Annotated in this window: 19 protein-coding genes and 1 pseudogene; 16 read left to right on the top strand and 4 right to left on the bottom strand. The window is 63.2% G+C overall.

Annotation, left to right across the window (positions count from 1 at the left end):
* Positions 1–108 precede the first annotated feature (108 nt).
* The 5 genes from rcdA to NLY44_RS20215 all read left to right on the top strand — a co-directional run bounded on the left by rcdA (position 109) and on the right by NLY44_RS20215 (position 3,964).
* Positions 109–639, top strand: a complete 531-nt coding sequence (gene rcdA, locus NLY44_RS20235; protein WP_023688956.1) for a protease adaptor protein RcdA — start codon at positions 109–111, stop codon at positions 637–639.
* Positions 640–706: 67 nt separating this feature from the next.
* On the top strand, positions 707–1,213 hold the full coding sequence (ruvC, locus tag NLY44_RS20230; RefSeq protein ID WP_023688957.1) for a crossover junction endodeoxyribonuclease RuvC: 507 nt from the start codon (positions 707–709) through the stop codon (positions 1,211–1,213).
* Positions 1,214–1,223: 10 nt separating this feature from the next.
* The gene (ruvA, locus tag NLY44_RS20225; protein ID WP_023684176.1) at positions 1,224–1,844 is read left to right on the top strand and encodes a Holliday junction branch migration protein RuvA; all 621 of its coding nucleotides are present in this window, start codon (positions 1,224–1,226) and stop codon (positions 1,842–1,844) included.
* Positions 1,845–1,887: 43 nt separating this feature from the next.
* Positions 1,888–2,925, top strand: coding sequence for a Holliday junction branch migration DNA helicase RuvB (ruvB, locus tag NLY44_RS20220; RefSeq protein WP_023688958.1), 1,038 nt, complete (start codon positions 1,888–1,890; stop codon positions 2,923–2,925).
* 136 nt (positions 2,926–3,061) lie between these two features.
* Positions 3,062–3,964 (top strand): metallophosphoesterase, encoded by a 903-nt coding sequence (locus NLY44_RS20215; RefSeq protein WP_023688959.1) that lies wholly within the window; start codon positions 3,062–3,064, stop codon positions 3,962–3,964.
* A 145-nt stretch (positions 3,965–4,109) separates the two neighbouring features.
* On the opposite strand, the gene NLY44_RS20210 is transcribed toward NLY44_RS20215, so the two are convergent.
* Positions 4,110–5,360, bottom strand: coding sequence for a glycoside hydrolase family 5 protein (locus NLY44_RS20210; protein WP_023700289.1), 1,251 nt, complete (start codon positions 5,358–5,360; stop codon positions 4,110–4,112).
* 65 nt (positions 5,361–5,425) lie between these two features.
* Here NLY44_RS20210 and ybgC point away from each other — a divergent pair, with 65 nt between their 5' ends.
* The 9 genes from ybgC (at position 5,426) to ftsH (ending at position 15,426) form a co-directional block, all read left to right on the top strand.
* Complete coding sequence (gene ybgC, locus NLY44_RS20205) at positions 5,426–5,896, top strand: tol-pal system-associated acyl-CoA thioesterase (RefSeq protein WP_023700290.1); 471 nt, start codon at positions 5,426–5,428, stop codon at positions 5,894–5,896.
* Positions 5,897–6,208: 312 nt separating this feature from the next.
* A complete protein-coding gene (tolQ, locus tag NLY44_RS20200) occupies positions 6,209–6,919 on the top strand; it encodes a protein TolQ (RefSeq protein WP_023673844.1) in 711 nt (236 codons plus the stop codon).
* Between the two features lie 9 nt (positions 6,920–6,928).
* Positions 6,929–7,381, top strand: a complete 453-nt coding sequence (tolR, locus tag NLY44_RS20195; protein ID WP_023673843.1) for a protein TolR — start codon at positions 6,929–6,931, stop codon at positions 7,379–7,381.
* A 7-nt stretch (positions 7,382–7,388) separates the two neighbouring features.
* The gene (gene tolA / locus NLY44_RS20190; RefSeq protein ID WP_023700291.1) at positions 7,389–8,546 is read left to right on the top strand and encodes a cell envelope integrity protein TolA; all 1,158 of its coding nucleotides are present in this window, start codon (positions 7,389–7,391) and stop codon (positions 8,544–8,546) included.
* Between the two features lie 38 nt (positions 8,547–8,584).
* Positions 8,585–9,889 carry a Tol-Pal system beta propeller repeat protein TolB gene (tolB, locus tag NLY44_RS20185; RefSeq protein ID WP_023673841.1) on the top strand — a complete coding sequence of 435 codons (1,305 nt, stop codon included), beginning with the start codon at positions 8,585–8,587 and terminating at the stop codon, positions 9,887–9,889.
* Between the two features lie 249 nt (positions 9,890–10,138).
* On the top strand, positions 10,139–10,645 hold the full coding sequence (pal, locus tag NLY44_RS20180; RefSeq protein WP_023684182.1) for a peptidoglycan-associated lipoprotein Pal: 507 nt from the start codon (positions 10,139–10,141) through the stop codon (positions 10,643–10,645).
* 211 nt (positions 10,646–10,856) lie between these two features.
* Positions 10,857–11,939: a tol-pal system protein YbgF gene (ybgF, locus tag NLY44_RS20175; protein ID WP_286454905.1), complete on the top strand. Its 1,083-nt coding sequence runs from the start codon at positions 10,857–10,859 to the stop codon at positions 11,937–11,939.
* A 51-nt stretch (positions 11,940–11,990) separates the two neighbouring features.
* Entirely contained in the window at positions 11,991–13,397 is a 1,407-nt protein-coding gene (tilS, locus tag NLY44_RS20170) for a tRNA lysidine(34) synthetase TilS (RefSeq protein WP_023806569.1), read from the top strand.
* 103 nt (positions 13,398–13,500) lie between these two features.
* Positions 13,501–15,426 (top strand): ATP-dependent zinc metalloprotease FtsH, encoded by a 1,926-nt coding sequence (gene ftsH, locus NLY44_RS20165; RefSeq protein WP_023673598.1) that lies wholly within the window; start codon positions 13,501–13,503, stop codon positions 15,424–15,426.
* 66 nt (positions 15,427–15,492) lie between these two features.
* Here ftsH and NLY44_RS20160 read toward each other — a convergent pair whose 3' ends face one another.
* Positions 15,493–15,861 (bottom strand): winged helix-turn-helix transcriptional regulator, encoded by a 369-nt coding sequence (locus tag NLY44_RS20160; protein WP_023726185.1) that lies wholly within the window; start codon positions 15,859–15,861, stop codon positions 15,493–15,495.
* A 185-nt stretch (positions 15,862–16,046) separates the two neighbouring features.
* Here NLY44_RS20160 and NLY44_RS20155 point away from each other — a divergent pair, with 185 nt between their 5' ends.
* Together NLY44_RS20155 and NLY44_RS20150 are read left to right on the top strand one after the other, a co-directional pair.
* A complete protein-coding gene (locus NLY44_RS20155) occupies positions 16,047–16,811 on the top strand; it encodes an SDR family oxidoreductase (protein ID WP_023704884.1) in 765 nt (254 codons plus the stop codon).
* Positions 16,812–16,830: 19 nt separating this feature from the next.
* Positions 16,831–17,715, top strand: a pseudogene (locus NLY44_RS20150) (NAD(P)-dependent oxidoreductase); the annotation flags it as partial.
* A gap of 73 nt (positions 17,716–17,788) precedes the next feature.
* Here the strand turns inward: NLY44_RS20150 and NLY44_RS20145 are convergent.
* Both NLY44_RS20145 and NLY44_RS20140 read right to left on the bottom strand, forming a co-directional pair.
* The gene (locus NLY44_RS20145; protein WP_023744990.1) at positions 17,789–18,241 is read right to left on the bottom strand and encodes a hypothetical protein; all 453 of its coding nucleotides are present in this window, start codon (positions 18,239–18,241) and stop codon (positions 17,789–17,791) included.
* A gap of 241 nt (positions 18,242–18,482) precedes the next feature.
* Positions 18,483–19,478 carry a hypothetical protein gene (locus NLY44_RS20140; RefSeq protein WP_023806567.1) on the bottom strand — a complete coding sequence of 332 codons (996 nt, stop codon included), beginning with the start codon at positions 19,476–19,478 and terminating at the stop codon, positions 18,483–18,485.
* Positions 19,479–19,487 lie beyond the last annotated feature (9 nt).

The following is a 19,487-nucleotide window of genomic DNA, read 5'->3' as shown; positions in this document are numbered from 1 at the left end:
CTTGCCTTCGCCGGCGGCGAAGCGCATTTTCAAGCTTCAGTCATCTAGGGTGCCGGCGTGACGGCGATGAAGCCGAATCAGCCGACGGGGCAGTGCAGGGGCGTATCGATGAACGAGCCTTCGAAGGGCAGCGCGAAAACCATCAAGCTGGCGGAACGCCGGGTTTTCTCCCAATCCTTCAAACCGCTCTACCAGGAAGGCATGGGCCTGGTTGAGCAAGCAGCGGAATATCTCGACGGCAAGGGCCGGGCCGAGGCCAAGAAGCTGTCCAGACTGGCGGCGACGCTCTATGCGGCCGAATCGATGCGGCTGACCACAAGGCTGATGCAGGTCGCCTCCTGGCTGCTTTTGCAGCGGGCGGCAAATTCCGGCGAGATGACCCGCGACCAGGTCGCCTCGGAAAAATCCAAGGTGCGTCTCGACACCGCCTCGGCGCATGACGAAGCGGTCGGCTGGGGCGAACTGCCGAAGGATTTCCTCGACCTCGTCACCCGCTCGCTGCGCCTGCAGGCGCTGGTGCGCCGCATGGACGAAGAGATCTATGGCGGCGCGTTTGCCGAGACGCCGGTAACAGGCCGCCGCGCCAATCCGGTTTCCGACCAGATCACGCTGCTGAATACGGCTTTCGCTCGAGGTTAAACGCTTCCCGTTTCCGGTTTGTTCACATTTCCCTGACATCGCTGTGCGCCGGAGGTAAACTTCGCGCATGAGGGAAGCGATTCGCATTATCGGTATCGATCCGGGGCTGAGGCGCACCGGATGGGGCATCGTCGAGAGCCTCGGCAACTCGCTGCGCTTTATCAGTTCCGGCACTGTACGCTCCGACGACAAGGCGGCGCTGGCGACACGGCTCTGCCAATTGCATGACGGGCTGGCCGAGATCCTGCATGCGGCCATGCCGCAGGAAGCGGCCGTCGAGCAAACCTTCGTCAACAAGGATGCGGTGGCGACACTGAAGCTCGGCCAGGCGCGCGGCATAGCCATGCTGGTGCCGGCGCTCGCCGGCCTTGTCGTCGCCGAATATGCCCCCAATGCCGTCAAAAAGGCGGTGATCGGCGTTGGCCATGGCGACAAGAAGCAAATCCACATGATGGTCAAGGTGCTGTTGCCGAAAGCCGTTTTCGACACCGAACACGCCGCCGACGCGCTAGCTATCGCCATCTGCCACGCGCATCACCGGCAAAGCGTCGCCTACAGGATGGCGCTGGCATGAGGGATCACGCATGATCGGCAAATTGAAAGGCACGCTGGACGAGATCGACGAGGATTTCTGCCTCGTCGATGTGCACGGCGTCGGCTATGTCGCCTATTGCTCGGCGCGCACGCTGGCCGCGCTGCCTTCGCCCGGCGAGGCGGTGGTGCTGTTCATCGAGACCTATGTGCGCGAGGACATGATCCGGCTCTACGGTTTCCAATCGGTGCTTGAGCGCGAATGGTTCCGGCTGTTGATGAGCAATGTGCAAGGCGTCGGCGCCAAGGTGGCGCTGGCCATCCTGTCGACGCTGGCGCCGGCCGACCTCGCCAATGCGATCGCGCTGCGCGACATCGCCATGGTCAGCCGCGCGCCCGGCGTCGGCAAGAAGGTGGCCGAGCGCATCGTCACCGAATTGAAGAACAAGGCGCCGGCCTATGCCGGAACCGCCTCCGGCGCCATCGGCCTGAAGCAGGAACTCGGGGAAGGCGTGGCGCCGGCGCCCATCACCGACGCCGTCTCGGCGCTGGTCAATCTCGGCTATTCGCGCGACACCGCAGCCAATGCTGTCGCGGCGGCGCTGAAGACGGCCGGCGAGGACGCCGATGCCTCGAAGCTCATTCGTTTCGGGCTGAAGGAACTGGCGCGGTGAGTGATTGCTTGTCCGGTCCTTTGCCCTGTGCGAGGAAGGCCGCATGAGCCTTTCACCCCGCCTCATTGCCCCGGAAAAGCGCGGCGAGGATGCTGAGCAGACCTTGAGGCCGCAGACGCTCGCCGATTTCGTCGGCCAGGCCGCGGTGCGGGCCAATCTCAAGGTCTTCATCGAGGCCGCCAAGGGCCGCAGCGAGGCGCTTGACCATGTGCTGTTCGTCGGGCCGCCGGGGCTTGGCAAGACAACGCTGGCGCAGATCATGGCGCGCGAGCTCGGCGTCAATTTCCGCTCGACCTCCGGTCCGGTGATCGCCAAGGCCGGCGATCTCGCCGCACTTCTCACCAATCTCGAAGACCGCGATGTGCTGTTCATCGACGAGATCCACCGGCTCAATCCGGCAGTCGAGGAGATCCTTTACCCGGCGATGGAGGATTTCCAGCTCGACCTGATCATCGGCGAAGGTCCGGCGGCACGCTCGGTCAAGATCGATCTTGCCCGCTTCACGCTCGTTGCCGCCACCACCAGGCTCGGCCTTTTGACCAACCCGCTGCGTGATCGCTTCGGCATTCCGGTGCGGCTCAATTTCTATTCTGTCGAGGAACTGGAGCAGATCGTGCGGCGCGGCGCCCGCATCCTGCAAATGCCGCTTGGCGACGATGGCGCGCTGGAGATCGCACGTCGCGCCCGCGGCACGCCGCGCATCGCCGGCCGGCTGCTGCGCCGGGTGCGCGACTTCGCCTCCGTTGCCGGCGACGGTCACGTCGACAAGCAGGTTGCCGACGAAGCCCTGACGCGGCTGGAGGTCGACGCGCTCGGCCTCGACGCGCTCGACCGCCGCTATCTCTCGATGATCGCGCGCAATTTCGGTGGTGGGCCGGTCGGCATCGAAACCATCGCCGCCGGCCTGTCCGAGCCGCGCGACGCCATCGAGGACATTATCGAGCCCTATCTGATCCAGCAGGGTTTCATCCAACGCACGCCACGCGGCCGCGTGCTGACCGCCAATGCCTGGCGCCATCTCGGCCTCGACGCACCGAAGGATCTGGCGCAGCAGCAGATCAACCTGTTCCAGGAAGAGTAACGGAGATTTGTCCTCCGGAACGGGCTGTCTGCGCAGAATTTCCTCAAGCCTGCCAGCGTGAAGGCGCATTCCTGGATGCTATCGGGCGTCGTAGTGTCGGCGCGAACTGCTCCGATCAAGCGTCGGAGCCAGAAAAGTGATCACCAGACGCGGGTTCCTGAAATTCGCCGGAGGTTCGTTCCTCTCGCTAGCTTCGCTCAGTGCCTATGCGGTCGGCATCGAGCCGATGCTGTTGACGCATGTGAAGCGCTACCGGCTGACGCCGCCGCATTGGCCTGCAGATCTCAAGCTGCGCGTCGTAGCACTTGCCGATATTCACGCCTGCCGTCCCTGGATGACGCCTGAGCGGATCGCTTCGCTCGTCGAAGATGCGAACGTGCTGAAGCCCGATCTGATCGTACTGCTCGGCGACTATTTCTCAGGCATGTCCCTGGTGACGAACCGGGTGGAGGCCCATGAATGGGCGCCGGCCTTGTCAGGACTGAAGGCGCCGCTTGGTGTGCTGTCGATCCTCGGCAATCACGACTGGTGGCACGATCCTTTCGCGCAGCAGGCCGGAGCGGGGCCGACTGTGGCGCGCAAGGCATTGGAGGAAGCCAGCATCTCGGTTCTGGAGAACGACGCCGTGCGCCTGCAAAAGGACGGATACGGCTTCTGGATCGCCGGACTCGCCGACCAGCTGGCCCTGTTACCGAACAAGGCCGCAGGCCGCGACAAATTTGAAGGCCTCGACGATCTCGACGGCACGCTGGCCAAGATCACCGACCAGGCACCGATCATCCTGCTTGCGCATGAGCCTGACATTTTCCCGAAAGTGCCGTGGCGGGTTTCGCTGACGCTGTCGGGCCACACACATGGCGGGCAGGTCAGGCTGTTCGGCTATTCACCGGTGGTGCCGTCCCGCTTCGGCAACCGCTTTGCCTATGGCCATGTCGTCGAGAATGACCGCAATTTGATCGTGTCAGGCGGGCTCGGCTTCAGCATCGCGCCGGTGCGCTTTGGCATGCGGCCGGAGATCCTGCAGATCGACCTCGGTTAGGGCATGCCGGTATTCAGGTGATGCCGGCCTGCAAATGAGGTGTTCCTGCGCTTCCGGTAGTCACGGACCAAAGTCCGCTCCCTTCCGGTTCTCGGAACCCCTCATTTCCGACTCGGCCTGACCTGAAATCTCGACATGCCCTAGGCTAATGGAGCGAGCGGATTGCATCCATCACGGCGGGTTCGGCCTTTTCGCCGTTGAAGGCATCGACGATGCCGAAGGCGCCGCCAAAACTCCACACCGACCATGAGAAGCCATGCGCCTCGGCGCGCGCGATCATGTCCTTGACATAGGCCGCGCGGTATTTGGGCGGCATCACATAGGGATTGCCATATTCCTGGCGGATCATGCCGAACTCGCCCAGCGTGATGTTTTCCGGCTTGATGGCGTTGGCCTTCGCCCAGGCCTCGACCTTTTCGAACGGCGCATCCATGACGCCGAGCAGCTTTTCGTCCGTGTCCATGCTGGCGACTTGTTCATCGAGATAGGCGAGCAGGCCGTTCCGTCTGGTCCGTGGCGCCTCGGCTTTTATCTTGGCGCGGATCGCATCCAGCGTCGCATCGAGCTCGGCGCGCGGCACCGCGGTCAGCGGATAGGGCAGGCCGGTAACATAGAGAATGAAATCGCCGGCCCAGGTCGCGCCCTGATGCGTCAGCAGGAACGGGTCGTAGGAGTGGAAGGTCCAGATGATGTTGTCGTCGGGGATCGACTTTGGGTCGATCCTGACCAGCGAAGCCGCACTGGAATAACAGGCGCCGGTCAGGATCAGCGTCAGCCTGGTGGCCGAGGCGCGCGCGGCCGCGAACAGCTTTTGCTGACGCTCCGGCCACAGGCTGGTGCCCTCGCTGTCGCAGTCGACGATAGGCTCGTTCATCGGCTCGAAAGCGACCTGCGCCGGGTCCTCAGTGGCAAGCGTGCGCGCCATTTTGCGGACGACCTCGACATAGGCCTCGAAGGTTGCGGGATCGTCCATCACCTGGCCCATGCCGATCTCGCGGCCGCCGCCGGCCGGGATCAGGTGCATGTCGACGATCACTTTCAGACCGGCCCGGTTGATCATGCGCGCCGAGTCTCGCACGCTGGCATAGAGGTCGTCGCGCAGCGCCAGCGTCTGGTCCGACATAAACGGCGAGGGGTCGACCGGCATGCGCAGAAAGTCGAAACCGGCGGCCTTCAGCGCCTTGAGGTCACCCTCGTCGAGGAACTTGCGCCATTCCGGATAGGGCAGGATGGCTTGTCGGTCGTTCCATTTGTCTTCCCCGACCCAGGTCGTCCACTGGTCGAGGTTGAGGCCGCGCTTCATCGAAAAGGTCGCGGCCTGACCGGGAAGCGCAGACGCCGCCAGCACCAGCAGCGCTGCCATCAAGGTCTTGATCATCGCCGTCAACAGTGCCATCCGGTTTGCTGCGCTGGTGATTTTGGCAAGACAGGTGCCCCGCCGGGGGCAAAAAGGAAAGCGCGATGGACGATCATGGTGAATCGGCGGCGCTTGCTGCCGGGCTTTCCGGAGCCTTGACGGAATTCGGCCATCGGCTGATGGCGCGAGTCTATTATGCCGACACCGATTTTTCCGGCGTCGTCTACCATGCGCGCTATCTCGAATTCTTCGAGCGCGGGCGCTCGGACTATCTCAGGCTGGCGGGCGTCCACCACACAGAACTTCACGAAGGCAAGCACGGCGAACGGATCGTCTGGGTGGTGCGACGCATGGAGATCGACTTCCGCTCGCCTGCCCGCATGGACGACATCCTGACCATCGACACATCAACGCAGGATATTTCCGGCGCCCGCATCGTCATGGCGCAGCAATTGAAACGCGGGACAGAGGTTCTGGTCGAAGCAAAGGTCGAGGCGGCGATCATTGGCGAGAACGGCCGGCCGAAGCGCTTTCCGAAAGAATGGATCGCGGCCTTTCTACCAGGAGCAAGCTGATATCCAGGCCTGCCGGCCGGCAACGGGCGGCCAATCGGCAGCGCATTCGATTGTGGATGGATGGTCCGCGTCGTCCCTTGGCGCGGCAATGCGCCGCGCCATATTTCCTAACCCATCCTTAACCATAACGGTTCATGAAGAGATCGGTGAAGATTGGAAGAATCCGCGCGCCTTCCTTTCACCAATATTTGCCCTGAAAAGGCCGCCAACGGTGCATTTTGGGGTTAATCCGGAAGCCAAGCGCGAACGGACCACAAGGGATGCCCATGGGCCAGCCGCCAGCGATGCCCGGAAAATCTTAAGGACTGAAGCATGGAAACTACCGCACTCGCCGATCCGGCAGCGCAATTGTCGATTTGGGCGCTGTTCACACAGGCCAGCTGGGTGGTCAAGCTGGTCATGATCGGTCTGCTCTGCGCCTCGGTCTGGACCTGGGCGATCATCGTCGACAAGCTGGTCAGCTATGCCCGCATGCGTCTGTCGCTCAATCGCTTCGAACAGGTGTTCTGGTCGGGGCAGTCGCTGGAAGAGCTCTATCGCACGCTTGCCGACCGCAAGACCACGGGCATGGGTGCGATCTTCGTCGCCGCCATGCGCGAATGGAAGAAGAGCTTCGAGAAGGGGGCCAAATCGCCGCTCGGCCTGCAGACCCGCATCGACAAGGCCATGGACCTGGCGCTGACGCGCGAGATGGAGAAGCTGGAGGGCCGTCTCGGCTTTCTCGCCACCACCGGTTCGGCTGCACCCTTCATCGGCCTGTTCGGCACCGTCATCGGCATCATGACCTCGTTCCAGGCGATTGCCGGTTCGAAGAACACCAGTCTCGCGGTTGTTGCACCCGGCATTGCCGAAGCGCTGCTGGCGACGGCCATCGGTCTTCTCGCCGCCATACCGGCGGTTATCGCCTACAACAAGCTGTCATCCGACGCGAACAAGATCGCGGTGCGGATGGAAGGGTTCTCGGATGAGTTCTCCGCCATACTCTCGCGCCAAATCGATGAAAAAGTAGCGCCTAAGGGCTGAGGTAAGAAGATGGGTATGTCGGTTGGCATGGCAGGACGCGGCGGGCGCGGACACAGGCGGCGCGGCCGCCACCATGCATTGATGTCGGAAATCAACGTCACGCCGATGGTCGACGTGATGCTGGTGCTATTGATCATCTTCATGGTCGCCGCACCTATGTTGACGGTCGGCGTGCCGGTCGACCTGCCGGAGACGAAGGCCAAGGCTATGAACGCCGACACCCAGCCGATCACCGTTTCGATCGACGCGGCCGGCAAGATTTTCCTGCAGGAGACCGAAATCCCAAGGGAAGAGCTGGTCGCCAAACTGCAGGCGATTTCCAAGACCGGCTACGAAGAGCGCATCTTCATCCGAGGCGACAAGGCGACCAACTATGGCGCCGCGATGGAGGTCATGGCCCTCATCCAGGCCGCCGGCTACAAGAATATCGGCCTGATTTCACTGCAGCAACAGGATCAGTAGACGCACGATGAAGACCGGCCTCACCACATCGGTGATACTGCATACGGTGGCACTGGCTTTCGGCCTGTTCACCCTGTCGGCGCCGGCCGCGCTGCCGTCCACGGATGTCGAGTCGATAGCGGTCGACATCGTTCCCATGGAAGCCATTGCGCAGACGCTGCAGGGGGACAAGAAGGCGGTGATGCACGAAAAGCCGGCGCCGATGCCGACCAAGCGTCCCGACATCGTGCCAGATGCACAGAAAATCGGCGAGAACAGCGTTGATACCGACAAGCCGGTGACGGACGATCCCAAGCCGAAGCCGGTGGAGAAAACAGCGACGGCTGCTCCGGCGCCGACGCCGACCGAAAAGCCGAAGACCGAGGACACGCCGAAGCCAAAGGAAGCGCCGAAGCCGACACCTGCGACGGAGGTGGCGCCGGAGCCGCAGCCGAAGGAAGAGGTCAAGCCCGAGCCGGTGAAGCAGGTTGAACCGAAGCCGACCCCGGTGAAGGAGCCTGCACCAACACCGCAGCCGGACACGACCGCCGCCATAGAGCCGAAGCCACGCGTGAAGCCCGATGCGGTCGCCGAAGCCATATCGGATCAGCAGCCTCTGGAAGAAGCGCAGCTTCCGACTTCCGCTCCTGCTCCCGAAGCACGGCCGAAGCCGCAGCCGGCGCAGGCCGAAAGCGCGAAGGCTCCGGACCGCAAGGACACCGACAAGCCGGTCAAGGAAGCCTCGTCGAAGCCGAAGTCGGATGACAAGCAGTTCAATGAGGCTGACATCAAGGCTTTGCTCGACAAGCAGAAGCCATCCGGCGGCGGCGCCAAGCGCTCGACCCAGCAGGCATCGCTAGGCGGCGACAAGGATCAAGGCCAGAAGCTGTCGAAGTCCGAGCAAGGGGCATTGGAAGAACAGCTCGGTGGCTGCTGGACCCTCCCGGTTGGGCTTGAGGGTTCTGAGGATTTCACCGTGGTGATCCGTTTCAGCCTGGATGCCTCCGGCAAGCTGGAGGGCCGTCCGACCGTCGAGAAGTCCAGCGGCAACCCCCAATTCGACAGCAGCGCGGTTCGCGCTGTGCAGAAATGCGATGTCGCCGGCCTGCAGGTGCCCGCCGGAAAGCATGACATTTGGTCCGACGTTCGCGTCAACTTCGATCCCAGAGCGATGCTTGGCCTGTAGCCTGAGCACCCAGAAATCAGCAAGAGAAGCGAGAAGACATGAAATCCATCCTCAAGCCGCTCCTGATGGTCGCCGCGATGGCGATGGGCATGAACGCCGTCGTCACCTTGCCTGCTCGAGCAACCCTCGAGCTCAACGTCAACAAAGGCAATGTCGAACCGATGCCGATCGCCATCCCAGATTTCCAGGGAGGGCTCGGCGCGCAGATTTCCGAGATCGTCACCGCCGACCTGAAGCGCTCCGGTCTCTTCGCACCGATAGACAAGAACGCCTTCATCGAGAAGATCGCCAATCCGGATGCGCAGCCCCGTTTCGACGACTGGAAGGTGATCAATGCGCAGGCGCTGGTCACCGGCAGCGTGAGCAAGGAGGCGGACGGCCGAATCCGCGCCCAGTACCGACTATGGGATATTTTTGGCAACCAGCAGATAGCCGGGGAGCAGTTTTTCGCCAACGACGCAAATCAACGCCGTGTCGCCCACATCATCGCCGATGCGATCTATGAGAAGCTCACCGGCGAGAAGGGCTATTTCGACACACGCGTCGTCTTCATCGACGAATCCGGCGCCAAGAATGCGCGTAAGAAGCGGCTCGCCATCATGGACCAGGACGGCGCCAATGTGCGCTATCTCTCCGATGGCCGCTCGATCGTGCTGACGCCGCGTTTCTCGCCGAATCGGCAGGAAATCACTTACATGTCGTATGAAAGCGGCCAGCCGCGGGTCTATCTGCTGCAGATCGAGACCGGACAGCGCGAACTGGTCGGCAACTTTCCCGGCATGACCTTTGCGCCGCGCTTCTCGCCCGACGGCCAGAAGGTGATCATGAGCCTGCTGCGCGATGACGGCAATTCCAACATCTTCGCCATGGACCTGCGAAGCCGCTCGACCACCCGGCTGACCAACTCGACCGCCATCGACACCTCGCCCTCTTATTCGCCCGACGGCAGCAAGGTGGTATTCACTTCCGATCGTGGCGGCCGTGCGCAGATTTATGTGATGGGCGCCGACGGCTCGGGCCAGACCCGCATTTCGTTCGGCGACGGCGTCTATTCGACGCCGGTGTGGTCGCCGCGCGGCGACCTCGTCGCCTTCACCAAGCAGACCGGCGGCGAATTCCAGATCGGCGTCATGAAGACCGACGGTTCGGGCGAGCGCATCCTCTCCTCGGGCTTCCAGCAGGAGGGACCGACCTGGGCGCCCAACGGCCGCGTGCTGATGTTCTTCCGCGACTCCGCCGGCGGCCCAAAACTGGTTTCCGTCGATCTCACCGGCCGCAACGAACAGTCGATCCCGACCGCGAATTTCGCGTCGGATCCCGCCTGGTCGCCGCTGCTGGAGTAGTTTCGGCCGAATTGCCACACCTGCTAAAAAGGGGCCCGTTTGGCCCCTTTTCCATTCATTAGTCGCGTTTCGGCCGCATTTCCGCCTAGGGTCCGCGCCAACTGTGACCGTGGATTTGAAGGTCGTGGACGGACGATCGAAACCAAACATTAACCGTATTTCTTGAATGCCGGTTAACCCAAACGTGGTTACTGGGTGATCAACGAAATCACTCGAAATACGATCACTCGAATACGAAGGAGAGGCGGCATGGGCCGTATCGCAGCACTTACCAGAAACCCGGCGATGATCGCCCTGATCGCGATGCTCGCCATCACCGGTTGCGCCTCGAAGAAAACCCCGAACAACGCTGCCGATCTCGGTCTCAATGGCGCGGGTGCCGCAACGCCGGGCTCGGCGCAGGACTTCACCGTCAACATTGGCGACCGCATCTTCTTTGACACGGACTCGACCGCGATCCGCGCCGATGCGCAGACGACGCTGTCGCGGCAGGCACAGTGGCTCAACCAGTACAAGCAGTACGCCATCGTCGTCGAAGGCCATGCTGACGAACGCGGCACACGTGAATACAATCTGGCTCTCGGCGCCCGCCGCGCCGCCGCCACCCGCGACTTCCTGGTCGCCAGGGGCGTTTCGGCGAGCCGCCTGAAGACCATTTCCTACGGCAAGGAACGTCCGGTCGCGGTCTGCGACGACATCTCCTGCTGGTCGCAGAATCGCCGCGCCGTCACCACGCTCTCCGGCGCCGGCTCCTGATGAGTAAGACGGCGGCCTTAGTCGCATAATTGCAACACCTCCATGCGAAAGGCGGCCTTGTGGCCGCCTTTTTCAGTTTCGGCCCCGGAAACAAACCCGGAAACAAAATTTGGCCGAAGTCTCGCCTCCTGCTAAGAGCCGAGGGCGTCGTGCCGGTCCCACTGTGATCGGAAGGCGCGAACAGGCTCACGATATTCACGGCGAGAGGCACATGCATTTCAGATCGGTCTTGAGCGGCACGCTTGCGCTGCTGCTCGTATCAGGCTTCGCGGCTTCCGCGAGCGGCACCGGACAACCCGCGGATAGCGGCTTTTCCTTCCATCTGCCGACGCTCGGCATTTTCGGCAAGAAGGAGAAGCCGGAGCAGCAACAGATCGCGCAGCAGCAGGACGGCACCGCCGCCGCGGGGCTGGAAGATCAGCTCCGGCAGATGAACGGCAAGCTCGAGGAACTCAACTTCCAGATCCTGCAGATGCAGGAGCAGATGCGCAAGCAGCAGGAAGACAACGAGTTCCGCTTCCAGCAGTTGGAAGGCGGCTCCAGCGGGCAGCCGCCGGCCCAGAAGAAATCGGAGGCCGCGCCGCAGGACGGTGGCGCGGGCACCGGCGTCGCCGAGGGCCCGGCAGACCAGGCGCCGGCCGATGCCGGCGCGCAGTCGGATGGCGGCCAGAGCGTCGGCGAGGTCATCGTCGAATCGCAGACCGGCGATCCCGGCAAGGTGATCAACGGCACGCCGCCCAAGACCTTCGGCACCATCACCGTCGACAAGAACGGCAATGTAATCGACGCCGGCGGCAACACGCAGGCAGCGGCGCCGGCGGAAGGTGCGGCTCCCGCCGCCGAGGCGCCGGCTGCCGGGGCTAAGACCGGCAAGTCGGACGGCACGGTGGTGGCGGCGCTGCCTGCCACCAACAACCCGGAAGAGATCTACCGCAACTCCTACCAGTTCATCCTGTCGGGCGACTACAGCACCGCCGAGCAGGGTTTTCGCGACCACATCGCCCGGTTCCCGAAGGACGCCAAGGCGGCGGACGCGCATTACTGGCTTGGCGAATCGCTGCTTGGCCAGCAGAAGTATCATGACGCCGCCGAGGTTTTCCTCTCCGCCAGCAAGGACTATCCGAAGGCCAAGAAGGCGCCTGACATGCTCCTGAAGCTTGGCGTGTCGCTGGTCGGCCTCAAGCAGAAAGATGTCGCCTGCGCCACCTTCGGCGAGATCGGCAAGCGCTATCCCGATATTTCGGCCGCGCTCAAGGAACGCGTTAAGCAGGAGAGGGCGCTGGCGGCGTGCTAGTCTTTGCCGTGTTGTCCCAGAACCGGGACCACTTTTGCGCGACATGCACTGATGCTCGATACCGAGCCTGACCTTTCGAATTTTTCGCAGATCGACTTTACCAACGGCGCGCTTGCGGCCGTATCCGGCGGCAGCGACTCGACCGCCCTCCTTCTTCTCCTCAAGGCTCACCTCGACCGTAGCGCCCCGACAGCCCGGCTGCTGGCGGTGACGATCGACCACGGCCTGCGTCCGGAAGCAGCAGTCGAAGCGCGCAGCATGGCAAAGCTCTGTGCCGAGCGCGGCATTGCGCACCGGACGCTCAACTGGTCCGGCACCAAGCCGTCGGCCGGCCTGCCCGCGGCGGCGCGCGAGGCGCGCTACCGGTTGCTGGCCGAGGCAGCGCAGGCGCAAGGCATTGGTGTGATCGTGACCGGCCACACCGCCGACGACCAGGCCGAGACCGTCCTGATGCGAGCCGCGCGGAATGATGGGCGAGAGCTTGCAGGCCGAGGTCTGGCCGGCATGGCGCCTGCCACTCTCTATGACTGGCGGACCTGGATCGCGCGGCCGCTGCTCGGCGCTCGGCGCGCGGCGTTGCGCGCCTTCCTGCAGCGCGAACATGTCGGCTGGGTCGAGGATCCGACCAACATCGACACGAATTTCGAACGCCCGCGCATCCGGGCCGTGCTCGGCGAAGACCGGAGCGGGCAGCGTTTTGCCGAGGCAATCGGCCTGGCTGGGCGGGCTGCCGGCGATCGCGAGGAACTCGGTCGCCGCGCCGCCGCCCTGATCGGTGAATTTGCCAGCCGGCCGGCGAGGGGTCTCATCCGTCTCGATCCCGGTTTTGCCGAAGCTGACGAAACGCGAGCCGCGGTCTATGCGCTGCGTGTTCTGCTGGCGGCGACGGGCGGCACCGCCTTGTTGCCGGACCAGGCGCGCGGCGAAGCGCTGTTCGAGCAAATGCGGGCCGGACCGCTTTGCGCCACATTGTCGCGGACGGTGGTCGATATCAGGCGAAACGGCATCTTCCTGCGCCGTGAATCGCGCGACCTGCCGCGTTCCGCGCCGGCAGCTGGCACTCTGCTCTGGGACGGTCGCCGGCGGATCACGCCAGACATCGAAGCCGGGGCGATCACATTGGGCGACAGTTCGGGTGCATGGTTGATCGCGCCGCTTGGCGCCGCTGCCGCCGCCAAAACGCCGATTGCCGGGGATGGCGCGCCGCCAAGCCTTGTGCGCGCCGCCCTGGCTGCGGAACCGGCGCTGTGGCGCGGCGGCGAATGCCGTGGTTTTGCAGGGGATGTAGCGGCGGCGGCGGCAATCGCCGTCAGTCCCGCCGTTGCGCCCTTTGCCCGTTTTCTGCCGTGCTTCGATCTGGTGTTGGCGCAGGCCGTGGCCGAGTTGATCGGCGCACCGCCTGTCCCGGCTTGCCCTTTGGCCGCCACAGTGCCGGTTGATCATGGCGCGAAAGCTTAACCCAGACGTGCTGTTATGCTTGGCAAGGGGGGGCGCTCTCCCTATGTTAGGCGCAAGTTTCCTCTCATGACGCGTGTCCCAGCGGGCACCAACGGGACAATTGATGAATCCGAATTATCGCAATCTCGCGCTCTGGGCGATCATAGCGGTCCTGCTCATTGCTCTCTTCAATCTGTTCCAGACGCCGCAGACTCGCGGGGCCTCGACCGACGTTCCCTATTCGCAGTTCCTGCAAGAGGTCGCGGCCGGCCGGGTCAAGACGGTGGTCATCGCCGGCGCCCGCATCACGGGCACCTACGCCGACAACGCCAATGGCTTCCAGACCTATTCGCCTGGCGATCCGCAGCTGGTCTCGCGGCTGCAGGACAAGAACGTCACCATCAATGCGCGGCCTGAGTCGGACGGTTCCAACTCGCTGTTCAGCTATCTGATCTCCTACCTGCCGATGATCCTGATCCTTGGCGTGTGGATATTCTTCATGCGCCAGATGCAGTCCGGCTCCGGCCGCGCCATGGGTTTCGGCAAGTCGAAGGCCAAGCTTCTCACTGAGGCGCATGGCCGCGTCACCTTCCAGGATGTCGCCGGCGTCGACGAGGCCAAGGAAGATCTGGAAGAGATCGTCGAGTTCCTGCGCGATCCGCAGAAGTTCCAGCGCCTCGGCGGCAAGATCCCGCGCGGCGTGCTTCTGGTCGGCCCTCCTGGCACCGGCAAGACGCTGCTTGCGCGCTCGGTCGCCGGCGAGGCCAATGTGCCGTTCTTTACCATTTCGGGTTCCGACTTCGTCGAGATGTTCGTCGGCGTCGGCGCAAGCCGTGTCCGCGACATGTTCGACCAGGCCAAGAAGAATGCTCCCTGCATCATCTTCATCGACGAAATCGACGCTGTGGGCCGCCATCGCGGCGCCGGCCTCGGCGGTGGCAATGACGAGCGCGAGCAGACGCTGAACCAGCTGCTGGTCGAGATGGACGGCTTCGAGTCCAACGAGAGCATCATCCTTATCGCCGCCACCAACCGGCCCGACGTGCTCGATCCGGCGCTGCTGCGTCCGGGTCGCTTCGACCGCCAGGTGGTGGTGCCGAACCCCGACATCGTCGGCCGCGAGAAGATCCTCAAGGTGCATGTGCGCAACGTGCCGCTGGCACCGAATGTCGACCTCAAGGTGATCGCACGCGGCACGCCGGGCTTCTCGGGCGCCGACCTGATGAACCTTGTCAATGAATCCGCTCTGATGGCGGCGCGCCGCAACAAGCGCCTTGTCACCATGGCCGAGTTCGAGGACGCCAAGGACAAGATCATGATGGGCGCCGAGCGCCGCTCGTCGGCCATGACCCAGGCCGAAAAGGAACTCACGGCCTATCACGAGGCCGGCCACGCCATCCTGGCGCTCAACGTGCCGTCGGCCGATCCGCTGCACAAGGCGACCATCATCCCGCGCGGTCGCGCGCTCGGCATGGTCATGCAACTGCCGGAAGGCGACCGCTATTCGATGAGCTACAAATACATGATCTCGCGGCTTGCCATCATGATGGGCGGCCGCGTCGCAGAGGAGTTCAAGTTCGGCAAGGAGAACATCACCTCCGGCGCGTCCTCGGACATCGAGCAGGCGACAAAGCTGGCGCGCGCCATGGTCACGCGCTGGGGCTTCTCCGACAAGCTCGGCCACGTCGCCTATGGCGACAACCAGGAAGAGGTTTTCCTCGGCCATTCGGTGGCGCGCACGCAGAACGTCTCGGAAGAGACTGCGCAGATCATCGACGCCGAAGTACGCCGCCTGATCGACGAGGCCTATGTCACGGCCAAGTCCATTCTGACCAAGAAGAAGAAGGAATGGATCGCTCTGGCGCAGGGCCTGCTCGAATACGAGACGCTTTCGGGCGAAGAGATCAAGCAGCTGATCGCCGGGCAGAAGCCCGCGCGAGATTTGGGGGATGACACCCCCACAAGCCGCGGCTCGGCTGTGCCGAAGTCCGGCCGCCGCAAGAAGGGTCCCGAGCCCGAAGGCGGCATGGAGCCTCAGCCGTCGAGCTGAGCTGACATCATGTGATGCAAGAAAACGCCGCGGCTCAATCCGCGGCGTTTTGCTATTCAGGGTCTCTCAAATAGCATGCGGGACGGATGCATTTGCTTTGCCGGGGCGCACACCGTCAGTCCGGCCAGCATGTTGCTTGCCCCATCTGGCCAGCGGGATCAGGGCATTGTCCAGCTCGATGCCGAATTCGGTAATCGAGTATTCGACCCTCGGCGGCACCTCGGGAAAGATTTCGCGATGGACGATGCCGTCGGCCTCCATTTCGCGCAGCTGTTGGATCAGCATCTTTTCGCTGATGTCAGGCACCAGCCGCTTCAGCTCACCGAATCGTGCCGGCGCCTTGTGAATCTGCCAGAGCAGTAGCGCCTTCCATTTGCCGCTGATGACCTCCAGCGCCGGCCCCAATCCGCAACTATCTGGCTGTTTCTTTCCCATGTTTCATCCAATTCTGAGCAATCGGTGGGTAGCTTACATTTTTGTCGGTACTTGAGAAAAACCAAGCCGGTCCATAGCTTCAAACCAGCTCGCCGGCATCGGCGAACACCACAACATCATATCGGTACCTCGCTTCGACCTGCAAAGGCCGTCGGCGGCCGGATTTTGTCAAAAAGGGATGGATCATGACACGATACGCAAACAAGAAGGCCGTTGTCATCGGCGGGACGCACGGCATGGGGCTCGCCGTTGCCGAAGCCCTGATCGAAAGCGGCGCCGAGGTCCTGGTCACCGGCCGCGACCAGCGCAACATCAAGGCCGCGCGAGCCAAGCTGCTTTCGCGAGCTCATGTCGTGCGGTCCGATATCTCAGACATGGCCGATATCGTCACGCTCGGTGCCGAAGTGGGGCAGAAGCTTGGCCAGATCGACTTCCTTCACGTCAATGCCGGGGTGGCCAATCTCGAACCCGTGGAGCGGGTCACCGAGGACAGTTACGATCGCACCTTCGACATCAACACCAAAGGCGCTTTCTTCACCGCGCAGCGCCTGCTGCCCCTCATCAGGGATGGTGGCGCCATAGTCTTCACCTCGTCGATCGCCGACGAATCCGGCACCGGCGGCATGAGCGTCTATTCCGGATCGAAGGCGGCACTGCGCGCCTTCGCCAAGGTCCTGGCCGCCGAGCTTCTGCCGCGCCGCATCCGCGTGAATGTGGTCAGCCCTGGTTTCATCGATACGCCGACGATGGGTGTGGCCGACGCCTCGGCCGAGGAGCGGGCCGCCTTCATGGCGATCGGCGACGCGGTCACGCCGATGAAGCGCCACGGCACGATGGAGGAGGTGGCGCGCGCAGTGCTGTTCCTGGCGTTCGACGCGACCTTCACCACGGGCGCGCGGCTGACCGTGGACGGTGGCCTTGGCCAGGACCTGAGCCCGACACCGGCGTAACCGCGCAACCAAACCAAGGAGAAGCAGAATGAGCGACATAACAGTGATCGGTCTCGGCGCCATGGGCACGGCGCTTGCCGAAGCCTTTCTGAACCAGGGACATGCGGTGACGGTGTGGAACCGTTCTCCGGCAAAGGCTGAGGCTTTGGCAGCCAAGGGCGCCACTGTGGCCAAGAGTGTCGAGGAAGCCGTCAGATCGAGTCCACTGATCGTGGCGTGCCTGCTTGTCTATGACACCGTTCGTGAGGTGCTCGGCCCAAGCCGAGACGCGCTGTCGGGCCGCACATTGGTCAATCTCACCAACGGCACGCCCGAGCAGGCGCGGGCGATGTCGGGCTGGGCGGTGAGCCAGGGCGCGAGCTATATCGACGGCGGCATCATGGCGGTGCCGCCGATGATCGGCGGGCCGCACGCCTTGATTCTCTACAGCGGTTCGCGCCAGGCGTTCGATGCCTGTTCGGGGCAGCTCGGAGCGCTCGGCACCAGCAAATTCCTCGGTGAGGATGCTGGCCTCGCGCCGCTCTATGATATCTCGCTTCTGACCGGCATGTACGGCATGTTCGCGGGCGTTCTGCAGGCGTTGGCATTGACGGGCGCAGCAGGAATCCCGGCCGGCGAGTTCATGCCGCTGCTGGCCTCCTGGCTTCAGTCGATGCAAGGCCTGCTGCCGAAGTGGGCGGAACAGATCGACAGTGGCGATCACACCAGCAATGTCGTTTCCAACCTGGGCATGCAGGTTGATGCCTACGTCAATCTCATCGATGCCAGCAGGTCGGCTGACGTCAGCACCGAACTCGTCTTGCCGATGCAAAGCCTGATGAAGCGCGGGGTGGCTGCCGGCCAGGCCAATGCCGATCTTACAAGCCTGGTCGCACTGCTCCAGCTCTCGAAACAAGGCGCTTGACGGGGCAAGACCCAAGAGAAGGCCCGCCAACCTTGCGGTTGAGGGCCTTCGATCTTCAAACGCTGCTGGTCGATCAGCTCTTCAGCTTGGCGTTGCAGAGGCTGTAATAGCCGCCGCCCTTCTGGATCCAGCGAAGGCCGTTCAACGTACCCGCGTCCTTGTTGCCGTGGTAGCCCTGCAGGCAGGTCTTCATCCGCGCCTTCGAGGGCTTCTCGGTCTTGAATTCGGCGGCGAGGGTGGTCGGGAATGTCACGCCCGTCGGCGCTACAGCGGGGGCGACCGCCGCGCTGGTTTCCTTCTGCGGCTGCGGCTCGGTTTTGACCGCATCCGCATTGGCACTCTCCGCAGCTGACGTCGCACACTTCTCGGTGCGGAAAGCGGTCCAATCCATGCCGTTCAGAGTGCCGCCTTCCTTGGCTGTGCGATAGGCCTCGCCGCATTCCTTCATTGTCAGTGCGCTTGCAGGGGTGACGCTCCACGCAATCCATGCCGTCACAGCCAATGCCGCCAATTTCAATCTGGACATAAGACCCTCCTGGTTGACAAAAGTTCGATGTCCTTTTGTATACCATTTGTTCTGCATATGTTCAATTGGAATCTTTGCGAACCACCGATATGTCTGGGGTGGGCAGTGTGGGCGAATAGATGATGCCGACAGCTTCCGCGATATGTAGACGTCGATCAACACCGGGTGTGTTCGAGCGCAATAAAAAGGCCCGCGCATGCTGCGATGCGCGGGCCTCTGTCTGGAGAATATTGCTACGCGATCAGCTCTTCAGCTTGGCATTGCAGAGGCTGTAGAAGCCGCCGCCCTTCTGGATCCAGCGCAGGCCATTCAGCGTGTTGGCATCCTTATTGGCGTAGTAGAGCTCGAGGCAGGTGTGCATGCGGCCCTTGGCCGGCGTCTCGCCGGCGTATTTCTTCGAGATCGCGGCCGGGAACTTCACGCCCTTGGGAGCGGTGACCGAGGGCTTCTCGGGCTCGCTGGTATAGGTCGCCTCGCTCGGAGCGGGCACGGTGTCGTCGTCATCTGCGCCTGCGCCGCATTCGGCCTTGCGGAAGTCGTTCCACTTCTTGCCGCCCAGAGTATTGGCAGACTTGGCAGCCTGGTACTTGGAGCTGCAATCGGCCATGCTCAGGCCCTTGCCGCTGCTGTCGGCAGCTGCCTTGGTGGTTGCCTTGGCGGGTGCTGCCGCGGCCGAGGCCCCGGCGGCGCATTCGGCCTTGCGGAAGTCGTTCCACTTCACGCCGTTCAGCGTGCCGGCGGCCTTTGCCGCCTGGTACTTGGTGCTGCATTCCTTGGCCGTCAGGCCCTTGGCGCCATCGTCGGTTGTGGCTGCGGCCTTGGTCGTGGCCGGTTCTGCCGCGGCGGATGCGCCGGCGGCGCATTCGGTCTTGCGGAAGTCGTTCCACTTTGCGCCATTGAGCGTACCGGCGGCCTTGGCAGCCTGGTACTTAGCGCTGCATTCCTTGGCCGTCAGACCCTTGGCGCCATCATCAGCAGCGGCGGCCTTGGTCGTGTCCGTCTTGGCCGCAGCGGCCTTCTTGGCCGCCGGCTTTGCGGTCTCGGTGGTGGCCGCCGCGTCGGTGCCGCACTCGGCCTTCCGATACTGATTCCAGGTCTGCCCGTTCAGCGTGCCGGCGTCCTTGGCGGCATTATACTTGGTACTACACTGGGCCATGGTCAGCGCGCTGGCGGGCGCCGCCATGAACAAGGTTGCGACGGCAAGACCCGTCAAAGTTGCAAGTCGGTGGATGAGCATGGCGTTCTC

Source organism: Mesorhizobium sp. C089B (assembly GCF_030323125.1).
Lineage (GTDB): Bacteria > Pseudomonadota > Alphaproteobacteria > Rhizobiales > Rhizobiaceae > Mesorhizobium.
Note: the sequence above shows the minus strand (reverse complement) of the source record. Positions and strands in the feature narration are given on the sequence as shown.

Bases quoted from the DNA above. Each gene is read 5' to 3' on its own strand.
- NLY44_RS20145 (WP_023744990.1), bottom strand. From the start codon at position 18,241: ATGTCCAGATTGAAATTGGCGGCATTGGCTGTGACGGCATGGATTGCG.
- NLY44_RS20140 (WP_023806567.1), bottom strand. From the start codon at position 19,478: ATGCTCATCCACCGACTTGCAACTTTGACGGGTCTTGCCGTCGCAACC.
- rcdA (WP_023688956.1), top strand. From the start codon at position 109: ATGAACGAGCCTTCGAAGGGCAGCGCGAAAACCATCAAGCTGGCGGAA.
- ftsH (WP_023673598.1), top strand. From the start codon at position 13,501: ATGAATCCGAATTATCGCAATCTCGCGCTCTGGGCGATCATAGCGGTC.
- ybgF (WP_286454905.1), top strand. From the start codon at position 10,857: ATGCATTTCAGATCGGTCTTGAGCGGCACGCTTGCGCTGCTGCTCGTA.
- NLY44_RS20155 (WP_023704884.1), top strand. From the start codon at position 16,047: ATGACACGATACGCAAACAAGAAGGCCGTTGTCATCGGCGGGACGCAC.
- tilS (WP_023806569.1), top strand. From the start codon at position 11,991: ATGCTCGATACCGAGCCTGACCTTTCGAATTTTTCGCAGATCGACTTT.
- ruvA (WP_023684176.1), top strand. From the start codon at position 1,224: ATGATCGGCAAATTGAAAGGCACGCTGGACGAGATCGACGAGGATTTC.
- pal (WP_023684182.1), top strand. From the start codon at position 10,139: ATGGGCCGTATCGCAGCACTTACCAGAAACCCGGCGATGATCGCCCTG.
- tolB (WP_023673841.1), top strand. From the start codon at position 8,585: ATGAAATCCATCCTCAAGCCGCTCCTGATGGTCGCCGCGATGGCGATG.
- NLY44_RS20160 (WP_023726185.1), bottom strand. From the start codon at position 15,861: ATGGGAAAGAAACAGCCAGATAGTTGCGGATTGGGGCCGGCGCTGGAG.
- tolQ (WP_023673844.1), top strand. From the start codon at position 6,209: ATGGAAACTACCGCACTCGCCGATCCGGCAGCGCAATTGTCGATTTGG.
- tolR (WP_023673843.1), top strand. From the start codon at position 6,929: ATGGGTATGTCGGTTGGCATGGCAGGACGCGGCGGGCGCGGACACAGG.
- ruvC (WP_023688957.1), top strand. From the start codon at position 707: ATGAGGGAAGCGATTCGCATTATCGGTATCGATCCGGGGCTGAGGCGC.
- ybgC (WP_023700290.1), top strand. From the start codon at position 5,426: ATGGACGATCATGGTGAATCGGCGGCGCTTGCTGCCGGGCTTTCCGGA.
- NLY44_RS20210 (WP_023700289.1), bottom strand. From the start codon at position 5,360: ATGGCACTGTTGACGGCGATGATCAAGACCTTGATGGCAGCGCTGCTG.
- ruvB (WP_023688958.1), top strand. From the start codon at position 1,888: ATGAGCCTTTCACCCCGCCTCATTGCCCCGGAAAAGCGCGGCGAGGAT.
- tolA (WP_023700291.1), top strand. From the start codon at position 7,389: ATGAAGACCGGCCTCACCACATCGGTGATACTGCATACGGTGGCACTG.